10 protein-coding genes are annotated in these 13,261 nt (G+C 45.4%); 8 read left to right on the top strand and 2 right to left on the bottom strand.

Annotation, left to right across the window (positions count from 1 at the left end):
- Positions 1-255 precede the first annotated feature (255 nt).
- The 3 genes from ACR32F_RS19160 (at position 256) to ACR32F_RS19150 (ending at position 3,045) form a co-directional block, all read left to right on the top strand.
- A complete protein-coding gene (locus tag ACR32F_RS19160; protein WP_440109720.1) occupies positions 256-1,878 on the top strand; it encodes an ABC transporter substrate-binding protein in 1,623 nt (540 codons plus the stop codon).
- A 73-nt stretch (positions 1,879-1,951) separates the two neighbouring features.
- Positions 1,952-2,773 (top strand): carbon-nitrogen family hydrolase, encoded by an 822-nt coding sequence (locus tag ACR32F_RS19155; RefSeq protein WP_440109718.1) that lies wholly within the window; start codon positions 1,952-1,954, stop codon positions 2,771-2,773.
- Positions 2,774-2,859: 86 nt separating this feature from the next.
- The gene (locus tag ACR32F_RS19150) at positions 2,860-3,045 is read left to right on the top strand and encodes a hypothetical protein (protein ID WP_440109716.1); all 186 of its coding nucleotides are present in this window, start codon (positions 2,860-2,862) and stop codon (positions 3,043-3,045) included.
- 310 nt (positions 3,046-3,355) lie between these two features.
- Here ACR32F_RS19150 and ACR32F_RS19145 read toward each other — a convergent pair whose 3' ends face one another.
- Complete coding sequence (locus ACR32F_RS19145; protein WP_440109713.1) at positions 3,356-4,279, bottom strand: LysR family transcriptional regulator; 924 nt, start codon at positions 4,277-4,279, stop codon at positions 3,356-3,358.
- A gap of 362 nt (positions 4,280-4,641) precedes the next feature.
- Between ACR32F_RS19145 and ACR32F_RS19140 the strand changes: the two genes are divergently transcribed.
- From ACR32F_RS19140 to leuD, 5 genes are all read left to right on the top strand, one after another.
- Positions 4,642-6,540 (top strand): beta-glucoside-specific PTS transporter subunit IIABC, encoded by a 1,899-nt coding sequence (locus tag ACR32F_RS19140; RefSeq protein WP_440109711.1) that lies wholly within the window; start codon positions 4,642-4,644, stop codon positions 6,538-6,540.
- Between the two features lie 36 nt (positions 6,541-6,576).
- Complete coding sequence (gene licT / locus ACR32F_RS19135; protein ID WP_440109709.1) at positions 6,577-7,416, top strand: BglG family transcription antiterminator LicT; 840 nt, start codon at positions 6,577-6,579, stop codon at positions 7,414-7,416.
- 37 nt (positions 7,417-7,453) lie between these two features.
- Positions 7,454-8,911, top strand: coding sequence for a glycoside hydrolase family 1 protein (locus ACR32F_RS19130; RefSeq protein ID WP_440109707.1), 1,458 nt, complete (start codon positions 7,454-7,456; stop codon positions 8,909-8,911).
- A gap of 371 nt (positions 8,912-9,282) precedes the next feature.
- Positions 9,283-10,704 (top strand): 3-isopropylmalate dehydratase large subunit, encoded by a 1,422-nt coding sequence (gene leuC, locus ACR32F_RS19125; RefSeq protein WP_440119951.1) that lies wholly within the window; start codon positions 9,283-9,285, stop codon positions 10,702-10,704.
- 31 nt (positions 10,705-10,735) lie between these two features.
- Positions 10,736-11,338: a 3-isopropylmalate dehydratase small subunit gene (gene leuD, locus ACR32F_RS19120; RefSeq protein ID WP_440109706.1), complete on the top strand. Its 603-nt coding sequence runs from the start codon at positions 10,736-10,738 to the stop codon at positions 11,336-11,338.
- 417 nt (positions 11,339-11,755) lie between these two features.
- On the opposite strand, the gene ACR32F_RS19115 is transcribed toward leuD, so the two are convergent.
- Entirely contained in the window at positions 11,756-13,231 is a 1,476-nt protein-coding gene (locus ACR32F_RS19115; protein WP_440109705.1) for a serine hydrolase domain-containing protein, read from the bottom strand.
- Between the last annotated feature and the right edge of the window lie 30 nt (positions 13,232-13,261).

Here is a 13,261-nt window from a genome sequence, read left to right as displayed (position 1 = left end):
AGCCCATTTTAATATATGAAATGATGAAGTACGCAACTTTAACGAATCGTGGCGACTTTAGTTGATGGATTCCGGCTATATTTTGTCATCCTTTTACCGAAATAACTTAAATAACGTTGATGAGGTTCTTTAATTAGTGCATTTCTCGCGGATCTGGATAGTAAGGTGGATGGATTATTGCAAAAGGTTCGCTTATAATCAGAGCATGTAGAATAAATGATAATTATTCTCAATTATAAAACGAGGTGTATCCACATGCAGGTTTTAGGTGCAGATGCACAAGGGTTGTATTTTTCAGCATTTATGTTTCGGCTGGATCAACTGGAACAACGAATCGAACAACCAGAACAGATGATGTTAGAAGTGTCATGCGATCAACATACGTTCCTGATCTGCGTAGAAGGGGAAGGTCGCTTATATATAGGCTGTGAACAGTTTCCCTTCACAACCGGATGTGTGTACCCACTTTCTCCGGGTGAGGGGTATCAGATTGAACATGGAAACCAGTTGGAATTAAAATATATGGTGATGGCTTTTGATGTTATTCATGTGTTGACAGGTGATCCGGAACAGTATACGCGCCCTGTATTTGAATATAGAAATCAATTGAACGGCTATCCTTACGCTTCATTAAGCGGGTTGCTGGAGCGACTGTATGCGATTAGAGAATATAAAACAGATGCCGAATACAGTCATTTGAATGCACAGTTTCAGCGATGGATGGAGATGATTATCACCCGGTACACTTCACCAAAAACGGAGCAGAGCATGGAATCAAGACTCCACAGCACGATTCAATATGCAGAAGACCACTACGCTGAAGAAATTACAGTACAGAAACTGGCGAAACTCGCGGACATTCGGCCGGTGCAATACACCACCATGTTCAGACAACTAACCGGCCACAAGCCGCTTGATTATGTGAACCATATACGAATTAAACATGCCAAGGAGTGGCTACGCAAATCCAATGAACCGCTTCGTGATATAGCCAGCCGAGTGGGCTTCAAAGATGAGTATTATTTCAGCAGGCGTTTTCGACAAATGACTGGCTTATCTCCCCGTCAATATGACAGATCCATTCAGCAGCATACATTGGTGCAGGATTGGTTGGGTCATGATGTGAACATTCCCGCAAACCCGGAGCGAATTATGTATTATGGAGATTCCGCTGGGGATCTGCTTATGCTGGGCATTCGGTTGCTTGGAGATCAGGCATATGATGCGGTTGCACCGGTTAATGTGGAAGCAGCTGTTAAAATGAAGCCGGATCTGATTATTTTTGATAGCAGTAATGAACAGCAATATGAACAATTCTCCCGTATAGCGCCTACGCTGGCATACAACTCTCATGCAACGCTGGAAGCTCGAGTTCGCAGAGTGGGAAGCTGGTTTGGCAAGCAACCTCAGGCTGAGCAATGGCTTTCCTCCTATTGGAAGCGTACAGAGAAGATGTGGGAGAAGATCCATACTTCTGTTGAACCTGGCGCAACTGCGTCTGTCTTTGCGTACCATCGCGGTGCGCGATTGTTTGTTATGGGCAACATTGGGCTTGCCCCGATGTTATATCATCCAATGGGATTCAGTCCTGTTACCAAAGTGAAGGAAGCACTTACTGCTGGCAGAGCGTATAAGGAAATTTCGGCCGAGGCGGTTCGTCAATATGCAGGGGACCATATATTTGTCATACTGCCTGAGGAAACCGTGGCAAGGCAAGCCACAGAGTTGCTGATGCAAAGCTCCAGTTGGAGTGATCTTCCGGCCGTGAAGAATGGACAAGTCTACCATGTGGAGGAGACAACCTGGAATTTGAGTGATGCGATGAGCAGCAATCGATTGCTGACTCTGCTGCCTGAGTTGTTATGTGGAAGTTCATAACGAAAACAGGGTTGCGGTTCTTTGGATGATCAAGCTATGATAACAGGTATTACGGTTCAGAGGAGTGCTTGTCATGACAGAAAAACAACAGGGAGAAATGCGTGTAGCCCTGATTCAGGGCGATATTCAGCTCGGAGATCCCGAAGCCAACCATAAACATATGCAGATGTTGCTGGAACGCGCGGTAGAACAATATCCTGATCTGGGACTCGCCGTGCTGCCTGAGATGTGGAACACGGGCTATGCTTTGGAGCAAATCCATGAACTCGCTGACCCGGAAGGTCAAAAATCACGGGAGTGGATGTCCGCTTTTGCCCAAAAACATCAAATCTCGATCGTAGGCGGTTCAATCGCCGAGAAGCGTGACGGACAAATTTACAATACAATGTATGCTTACAATCGTGAAGGGAATCAAGTCACGCGTTACGATAAATTGCATCTGTTTCGCTTGATGGATGAAGAGAAATATTTACAGCCTGGTGCGGAGCCTGAGATTTTTGAACTGGAGAATGGTCTTACTGCTGGTGCTTCGATCTGTTACGATATCCGGTTTCCTGAACTGGCTCGTACACTTGCTTTAAACGGTGCAAAGGCGTTGATTGTTCCTGCTGAATGGCCTAATCCTCGTTTGAACCACTGGCGTACGTTGCTTACGGCCCGAGCGATTGAGAATCAGATGTACGTGATCGCCTGTAACCGTGTAGGTAAAGGGGGAGACACCGAATTTTTCGGACATTCTCTCATTATCGATCCTTGGGGTGAGATTGTGGCTGAAGGCGGAGAAGGGGAAGAGATCGTGACCGGGTTTATCCGCCCTGCTCTTGTGGATGAAGTTCGCGGCCGTATTCCGGTATTTGAAGATCGGAGACCCGGCATTTATTTTGGCAGCCAATAAAAATCTGTAATTTTCCGATAAAGTGTTTATTCCTCAAGGAGGCGGGTAATGATAACTATCCCGTCACCAAGGAGGATGATCAATCAATGGACAACCATGTGAAAGATACGCTCAGGAGACTGGAACAGGAAAACACAAGGGTAGATCACTTGAGGCTATTCTTAGAGAATGGGGCAGGAGGGCTATCCCCCCCTGAACAAGCTGTTCAGGATGAAGGCCGTCTTATGAATCAGCAGAACAGGCTGACCAGTGATCGTAATTTGCGCAAATAAACCGTCAAACTTGAAATTCTCATATGTACGTTTTTACGTTAACATTTAAATCTTAATGATACGAGCAACATTGTACTGTAACGATGCACTACAATGATCATGCAAGTATGCAAGAACTTTATCCTACGGATGTGGGAGACGAGTATATGACAAAGGCTTGGCCCGATGGGTCAAGCCTTTGTTAGCGTTTACTGGTCTAATAAACCTGGCACACGATATTAGCTCTGATTGGCTCAGATCTGAGGTGTAACGAATCACAGAGACCTTATTTCATCGATGTTGGAGGGAAATGCCTTTCGAGACGATGGACCTAGTGCTCTCCTTCGGAGAGACCGGCCACGGTTTGTTTAAACGTATGAATGAATGCCTCGGCTGCTTTGGAAAGGACTCTTCCTTGACGGTAAGCTACAACCAGGGTTCGACTGGGAGTGGGTTCAGCCAGCGGTACGTAAACCGGCACGAATTCACTGCGCGGTGCACGGGCAATAAAGCGTGGAACCAGTGTAATGCCCATACCTGTGGCGACCAGCGACTGCACAGTTTCGATGTTTGTGCTCTCGAACACAACATTGGGATCAAAACCAGCCTGCTCACACAGATCAAAAGTGAGTTTACGGAAGCCTTGTCCTTTCTTCAACACAACAAAGGGTTCATCGCGAAGCTCCTCCATCCGTACGGGAATCGTATTTTCCGGATCTGCTCTGAGTGCCAGGGGATGATTTGGAGGGACAGCCAGATCAATCCGCTCCTCGCCAATCGTTACATAAGATAAGCTGGGCTCCTGTAAGGGAAGGGAGAGCAGGCTTAAATCAGCCTTGCCACTTGCCGTCAACTTCTCCAGCGTAAGCCCTGAATCTTCCAGCAAGGTGACCTCAATCTCAGGATAGGCTTGTTGGAACGCGGGAAGCACATGTGGAAGCAGGTGAGAGCCAGTGATTGGCATACTGCCTACAACGACTTTACCTTTGCGTAGCTGGGAAATGTCCGACATTTCCTGTCTGAGCAACTCCACTGCATCCACAATTTTTTGTGCCTGTTCTACAAAAGTTACCCCTGCATGTGTAAGTTCCACAGCGCTGGTGTTCCGTTGGAATAACAGCACCCCTAATTCTTTTTCGAGCTTGGATAGCTGCTGGCTCAGTGAAGGCTGGGCGATGTGCAGCTTCTCGGCTGCCCGGGAGAAATTCCGCTCTGCCGCAATCTGCAGCGTATACTGAAGTTGTCTGAATTCCATATCAACATGTCATTCCTTTCGTTATGCCACCATTATATCACTACAGAAGAAGAAATCATTATTTTCAACGGAACGCTTGCACTGCATAAAAAGAGCTGATATACTGATTTTGAAAACGCTTAACGATTTACACTTACCCGGGTATAACAAGATGATCGTTTTCAAATGCAATCGGTCTGTTAGGACAGATGCAGTACAAATGTATATTTTCTTTTTCGTTAATATAATTGAATAGTAGTTCATCCAACAATGGCGTGTTACTGTTCGGCAGGCAAGACCTAGATTGGGTGGGAAGAGTTTTTTTCCTACCCTCTTTAGGTCTTTTTTTGTTCCATTTATGAAAAAAATCGCGGAGGTGCACCATGAATTACAAACAATTAGCCCAATCGATTATGGAGCTGGTCGGTGGCAATGATAATATCAATACGGCAATTCATTGCTCAACAAGGCTGAGGCTTACCCTGAAGAATCCAGATATGGCGAAGACTAACGAAATTAAGAGTCTGGATGGCGTCATTGGCGCAGTGAACAGCGGTGGGCAATATCAGATAATCATCGGTAATGACGTTGGATACGTCTACAATGAACTTGCCAAGATGGTGGATACCCAGCAATCAGGCGAGGTTCAAGAAAAGCCAAAAGCGGATTATAGCCCCAAAGGTCTGTTTAATACCTTTGCCAGCGTCATTGCAGGCATTTTCCAGCCTATTATCCCAGCTATTGCTGCCTCGGGAATGCTTAAGGCCCTGTTGTTGCTGGCCACTGTGACCGGCTTGATGTCCAAAGAGAGCCAGACATATACCGTTTTGAGTGTCATGTCGGATGCAGCTTTTTATTTTCTGCCGATTCTACTGGCCTTTTCCAGTGCCAATAAATTCAAAACGAATCCCTTTGTTGCCGTCCTGTTCGGTGGGATCATGTTACACCCGAATATGATTGGTCTGCTTGGTGGTGAAGATCCGGTGTCCTTTATTGGTATACCTGTTGCTTCCGTGCAATACGCGACATCTGTGGTACCGATTATTTTAACAGTCTGGTTCATGTCTTACATTGAACGGTTCGCGGACAAAATCTCACCAGGGCCGGTTAAAATTTTCCTTAAACCGTTGATTGTTATTCTAATTGTTGCTCCAGTCACCCTGATTGTACTTGGACCTCTGGGGATGTATCTCGGAACGGGAATGTCCAACCTGATCTATTGGATTCAGGACAAGATTGGATGGTTGACCGTAGTTATTATGGCAATACTGATGCCTTTGATTGTTATGTTCGGCATGCACAAAGTGTTTTACCCCATTATTTTCGCAGCACTTGCTTCACCGGGTTACGAGACTCTGGTACTGGTCGCGATGCTGGCTTCCAATATGGCGCAGGGCGCTGGCGCACTGGCAGTATCATTCAAAACCAAGGATACGAAGCTCAAACAAGTCGCATTGTCTGCCGGTATCTCCGGTGTATTCGGTATCACGGAACCCGCTCTGTACGGAGTACATTTAAGGCTTAAGAAAACGCTGTTTGCCTGCATGATCGGCGCCGGAGTCGCAGGGTTGTTCGCAGGTATTGTGAATCTCAAGGCTTATGCTGCCGTGGGTCCGGGGATTGCATCGATGCCTATGTTTATCAGTGAAGATCATATGAACATTATCTATGCGATCATTACTATGCTGATTTCTGCAGTTATTGCGTTTGTTGCAGTATATGTCATTGGATTTCAGGATGTAGTTCCAGCAACAGTTCCAACGGCGGGTAGTTCCGAAGGTAAAGTGGGCGGGGAAGCTGAAATCCAGCCATCTACAGGCATCAAATCCAAAAAGATCGTATTTGCTCCATTGGAGGGTAAGGTTCTGCCATTAAGAGAGGTGAAGGACGAGGCCTTCTCACAAGAAGCGATGGGACAAGGAATGGCCATTCAGCCGAGTGTGGGCAAGGTGTTTGCCCCGTTTGATGGTACCGTTGAAACGGTGTTTCGTACCAAACATTCCATTGGTCTGAAGTCGGTGGATGGTGTGGAAATTCTGATTCATGTTGGACTGGATACGGTGAAACTGAAAGGTCAGCATTTTGATGTAAAAGTGAACGAAGGAGAACAGATCTCTCATGGTCAGCTCCTGATCGAATTTGATCTTGCAGCAATACAAGCTGCAGGTTATGACACCACGACCCCTGTAATTGTAACGAATTCCTCGGACTATTTGGAGGTATTGGGCAATGAATCTGCACCAGTTACGGGACCGGGAAAACCATTAATTACGGTGTTGTAACCCGCTGAAATATGAATGAAAGGCAGGTTGCCTGATATGGATGTCGTAAAAATACTGAATTCGAGCATTGTTCTCGCCCGACGTGGTGAGGATGACAAGGAAATTATTGTGATGGGGAAGGGCATCGGCTATAAGAGCAAACCGGGAGATGCCGTGAACGAGGATGAGATCGAGAAGATCTATGTCCTTGAAAATGAAACAATCTCTTCGGATCTCACCGCTTTGATGAAGGAAACGCCAAAAGAATATCTGATTCTGGCTGATGAAATCATCTCCCATGCCAAACATATATTGTCCCGACATCTGAGTGATCATCTTTATGTCGCATTAACGGATCACCTGTATATGGCAATGAAGCGATTCAAGGACAATATGACGATCCAGAACCGAATGCTGTGGGAGGTGAAAAAGTTCTATCCGCAGGAGTTCGGTATCGGGTTGCATGGCCTGTCTCTCATTCAAAAACAGCTTGGTCTATCCCTGCCTGAAGAGGAAGCGGCCAATATCGCATTTCATCTCGTCAATGCCCAGCAGAATGATGACAATATGAATCAGGTCATGCTGATGACAAATACAGTCAAGGATGTACTCAATATTATAAAAATTCACTATCAGGTGGAACTGGATACTCACAGCATTAACTATTCACGTTTTTTGACCCATTTACAGTTTTTCATCCAGCGACTTTTTGAACACAAAACATTAAATACGCAGGATCATGAACTCTTTGACCAGATTGCCCACAAATATCCACATGAAGAAGCGTGCGTACTGCTAATCAAGGATTATATTGAAGCCCGTTTCGAACATACGATCTCTAGCGAAGAGATGATGTACCTTATTATTCATCTCAATCGGGTCATGAGTCGTAATTGAGCAAGAGTTAAAGAGTTAATCCAAGGAGGAATACACAATGACCAATACAACAAGAACGTTTCCAGAAGATTTTCTGTGGGGAGGGGCGATTGCTGCTAACCAGGCTGAAGGAGCCTGGAATGTGGATGGGAAAGGTCTATCTACAGCCGATATCGCGATCTATCGAAAAGGTGTTGCCAAGAGTGAGTATAAGAAACACAATGCCATCACTGAAGAACAGATCAAGGCTGCGATGGAGTCTACCTCGGATAGAGAATATCCGAAACGCAGAGGAATCGATTTCTACCACCGTTATGAGGAGGATCTGGCCCTGTTTGGGGAGATGGGTCTCAAAACGTTGCGCTTATCCATTGCATGGACCCGAATTTTCCCTAATGGCGACGAAACAGAGCCTAATGAAGCCGGTTTGCAGTTCTATGACCACGTTATTGATGGGATGTTGAAACAAGGCATTGAACCATTAATCACGTTGTCCCACTATGAAATGCCAATGTATCTGGTGAATCATCATGGGGGATGGACGGATCGCAAAGTCGTCGATTATTTTGTTCATTTTTGCAAAACCGTGTTCACCCGCTACAAGGATAAAGTAAAGTACTGGATTACGTTTAATGAGATTGACAGCATTGTTCGTCATCCCTTTACCAGTGGTGGCATTGTGCCAGAGCGTTTTGAAAATGTGGAACAGGCTGTATATCAGGCGTTGCATCATCAATTTGTAGCGAGTGCTCTCGCAGTAAAATACGGTCATGAGATCATTCCCGGTTCCCAGATCGGATGTATGCTGACCAAGCTTACAACCTATGCACATACGTGTAATCCCGAAGATGTACTCGTTGCTTCCAGGGACAATCAATTCAATCTCATGTTCACGGATGTACAGGTGCGCGGAGCATATCCATACTTTACCAAAAGATTATTTGCTGAAAAAGGAATTGTGCTCGAGATACTTGAAGGTGATGAGGAGATTCTGAAAGTACACACTGTTGACTTTATTTCATTCAGTTATTATATGTCTCTTGTATCAAGTGTCGACGGAGATCGGCTGGAGCAGGTGAGTGGTAACACAACAGGTGGCGTGAAGAATCCATATCTCACAACCAATGATTGGGGCTGGCAGATCGATCCGGTAGGTCTGCGAATCTCACTGAATGAGCTATATAGTCGTTATGGGGTGCCCTTGTTTATCGTTGAAAATGGGATTGGAGCCGTAGATACGATTGAAGAAGATGGCAGCATTCAGGATGATTACCGGATCGATTATTTCCGTTCCCACATGGAACAGATGCATGAAGCAATTCTGGACGGGGTGGAGCTGATGGGTTATACCAGCTGGGGAGTCATTGATCTGATCAGTTATTCTTCTTCAGAGATGGAGAAAAGGTATGGCTTTATTTATGTCGATCAGGATAATGATGGTAACGGAACTCTGGAGAGAAAGCGCAAGAAAAGCTTCTATTGGTACAAAGATGTGATTGCGAATAACGGCTTGTAATAAACACTAGATGACAAGCACTCTCATAGGTCGGTGATGATTGGAAATGTTCATCAAATGAGAACTTGGGAAAGCAGTTCTGATTTTCAGGGCTGTTTTTTTCTCTTTTACAGAAAAAGCATTGACAGCGATGGAGCGGGAACGTAGTATAAGACTTATCTGATAATGATAATTGTTATCAATTGAAACCTCTGCTATGAGCAGTGGTTTATTTGTCTTTTTCGCATTATAGGTTAAACCTATTACATCTATAGATATTATATCTTGGAACAATGAAGGACAGGGTGATATATTTATGTCATTCAAGAGCTTCACTTTTAGAGGAAACAATGAGCTCTTCCAAGGACCGAACTAATGATGAGGTGAAAATGATGAGTAAAAAAACGATGTTTGAGAAAATTTGGGAAAACCACGTAATTCATCAGGAAGAAGGCAAACCAAGCATTTTGTATATCGATCTGCATCTGGTGCATGAGGTAACATCTCCACAAGCATTTGAAGGTCTGCGTCTGAGCGGCCGTAAAGTTCGTCGCCCTGAGCTGACATTTGCAACAATGGATCACAACGTTCCGACCAAGGATCGTTTCAACATTACAGATCCGATTTCGAAACAACAAATCGATACACTTTCTCAAAACTGCCGTGACTTCGGTGTGAAATTGTATGATCTGGATTCCCTTGACCAGGGTGTTGTGCACGTTATGGGACCTGAATTGGGTCTGACTCATCCAGGCAAAACGATTGTCTGTGGCGACAGCCATACATCCACACACGGTGCGTTTGGCGCACTCGCATTCGGGATCGGAACGAGTGAAGTAGAGCATGTTATGGCAACACAATGTTTGCAGCAAGCCAAAGCCAAAACGATGGAAGTTCGTTTTGTCGGCAAACGTAATCCGGGTGTAACAGCGAAGGACATGATCCTTGCAGTTATTGCAAAATACGGTACGGACTTTGCAACAGGTTATGTTATCGAGTATACAGGTGAATCCATTCGTGAGCTGAGCATGGAAGAGCGTATGACGGTCTGCAACATGTCCATTGAAGGTGGAGCAAGAGCCGGTTTGATCGCTCCAGATGAAACGACATTCGAATATCTGCGTGGACGTGAGTACGTACCAACGGGTGCCAAATTCGATGAAGCTGTAGCAGGTTGGAAACAGCTTGTTTCAGATGAGGGTGCTGAATTTGACCATGTGGTTGAAATCGATGTGGAAACATTGATTCCGCAAGTAACTTGGGGAACAAGCCCTGGCATGGGAACCGACATTTCTTCTAAAGTTCCTGTTCCAGCTGAACTGCCAACAGAAAATGAACGTAAAGCGGCTGAAAAAGCGCTTGAATATATGGGACTTACACCTGGAACTCCAATTTCCGAGATTCCAATTGACTATGTATTTATCGGTTCTTGCACGAACGGACGGATCGAGGATCTGCGTGCAGCTGCACAGGTAGCCAAAGGTCACACTGTATCCAGTAATGTTACAGCAATCGTTGTCCCAGGCTCGGGACGTGTCAAAATCCAGGCGGAAAAAGAAGGTTTGGATAAAATTTTCACGGAAGCCGGCTTTGAATGGCGTGATGCAGGATGCAGCATGTGTCTGGCCATGAACCCGGATGTATTGCAGCCAGGTCAACGCTGTGCCTCGACTTCCAACCGTAACTTTGAAGGGCGTCAAGGGCGCGGAGGACGTACACATCTGGTATCTCCGGCAATGGCAGCAGCAGCAGCAGTTAAAGGTCACTTCGTAGATGTACGTGACTGGAATTTCAAAACAGAAGCGGTTATCTAACCAATAACGGACAGAAGGGAGAACGGATCATATGGAAGAATTCAAAACACTGCAAGGTATTGTTGCACCGGTAGACCGGGTCAATGTAGATACAGATGCAATCATTCCTAAACAATTTTTGAAACGCATCGAACGGACGGGATTTGGACAATTTTTGTTCTACGAATGGCGTTTCGACGAAGAGGGCAACAACATTCCTTCTTTCGAATTGAACAAACCCCGTTATGAAGGGGCATCCATCCTGATCTCTCGTGCCAACTTTGGCTGTGGATCTTCTCGTGAGCATGCGCCATGGGCGATTATGGACTATGGATTCCGCTGCGTGATTGCACCATCGTATGCAGACATCTTCTATAATAACTGCTTCAAGAACGGGATCTTGCCAATCAAGTTGTCGGAAGAGCAGGTAGAAAATCTGTTCCAACGTACAGCGACACATGAAGGCTATGAGATGAATGTAAATCTGGAAAACAAAACGATTACAGATGCATACGGACTGCATATCGATTTTGATCTGGATGAGCATCGTCGCCAATTCCTGTTGCAAGGTTTGGACGATATTGGTCTTACACTGCAACATGATGATGAAATAGCTGCTTACGAACAACGCCACGCGGCTAAATTATTCGGTTAATCGCTAAAGTATCGTATAATGTAGAAAGCTTCTGTCTCCCAATAGGAACCTTGTTCCGATTGGTGAGACAGAAGCTTTTTGTATTCCCAAAAACGAAATGAAACTTTAGATTCATCTATACATAGAATTCCAGATTCTTCTTGGCTGAATGCTTCAACACGTATTCCTCGTTACTGTTCCGTTCTCTGGATGCAATTTTGATCCTAGTATAGTCGAGCCGCGTCTCTCGGAGCACACGTGCTTAATCGCTTGAATACCAAGTTCTTCCTCCATAACACTCTCTTGGGTCAAAGTTTTAACGAATCTACCGCAATAACAGCCGGCTAAATAGTCGGCTGTCTTTTCGTTAAGCGAATGGTCAGGAAAGGATCATAGCGATTGATGATAGGATTGTAATGGAAGGAAGGTGAAAATCGACTACTGAGGTAAATCCAAACGGTTGTTTTTTGTATTCTGAATATAGACGTAAACATAGCAAGCCAAATGCATGGAATTCACAAGCGACCATACAATAAGCCATATGATAGGAGACGACAGGGTTGTCCAGATGCCGAACCTAGGCAGCACGCGTCCTCCGCCGATAAACGTCATCAATGGGGACAGAGACAAGAGAATCAGAATCGGGATCAGTCTTCCGACCGTTATCAGAATCAATTTGCGGATGGTTAGGCGTTTGTTCCTCCGACGGATGCGAAAATAGGCGTATATACCCCATACAAGCGTAGCGAGGATCAGCGCAATCATGAACAATTCCATATTTCGACCGTTTAGAAAAGAGGTTTGGGGCTTCTCCCCCCTCATGATATCCGCAATTCCATCAATAAATGCCGAGTAATTCACATAAGCGTTTAAACCAGAATTAAACATTACCGCAATGCCCATCTGCTCGTTCAAATAAACCAGTTCTTCTGACTTGTAGGTCCAGAAAATACCGCTGTGGGAGATCGTTCGGCCGCTAGACTCATCTTGGTTTGCAAGCCATCCCATGCCGTACGGACCGATAGCTCCTACAGCATGATATTGTTTCATCAGCACAGGGGAAACGAGGCTGCCGTGATATTGGGCAAGCATCCATAGGGACATGTCCTCCGCGGTTGAAACGATGCCAGCAGGGCCGTCAATGAACCAAAGCGGTTCGGATTGACCTATGGAGCGTCCCAAACTCAAGTAATGTCCTAGCGGAATAGTATTATTCTCATAGAGTTGCTGCGTCGTGCTGATACTGAAGGTATGGTTCATTCCTAGCGGTTCAAAAATATGTTTTTTCAGGTAATCCGAAAAGCGCTCTCCGCTGACGCTTTCCACGAGGTTCGCCAGCAGCACGTAATTGGGATTATGATAGCTGTAGGCTGTTCCGGGGATATGGGCAAGTTGAACCTTGTTTAATAATCGGTTCGCCTCATTCAGCGATTGGAATTGCGGAGTCCTCGTCATATCGGGATTTATTTTGTCATTGAGACCACTGGTCTGATTCAGTAAATGACGGACCGTGATGTCAAGAACGCGGGGATCCTGTGGAGAAAGCTCGGGGAAATAGGAAGCGTAAGTAGCATCCAAGTCGATCCGACCCTTGTCCACCAGCTGCAGAACGGCCAATGCAGTAAAGGACTTGCTTAGTGAAGCAATGGGAAAAGGGGTGTTACCCGTAACCTTCTGGCCATCCGCGAATGTCCCGTAGCCTTTTGCGTAAAAGACCTCATTGTTATTGGCAATCGCCAGTGAAGCAGCCTTGATGTGATTGGCCTTCATGCTCTGATTCATATATTCGTCGATCTCCTGCTGGACTTCTGTCCTGTCTCTGGCTTCCTTGGCGGATACGGGGGTTGCCCACACGGTACATAACAACAACAAGCAGCTAATTGTGATATACACTCTTTTTTTCAGTTTTAGCATGATAACACTCCTTGAATTCAAGATAAGGAA

This window comes from Paenibacillus hebaui (assembly GCF_051934385.1).
Taxonomy (GTDB): Bacteria; Bacillota; Bacilli; order Paenibacillales; family Paenibacillaceae; genus Paenibacillus.
The sequence above is the reverse complement of the archived record's forward strand: the minus strand, read 5'-3'. Positions and strand labels throughout refer to the sequence as shown.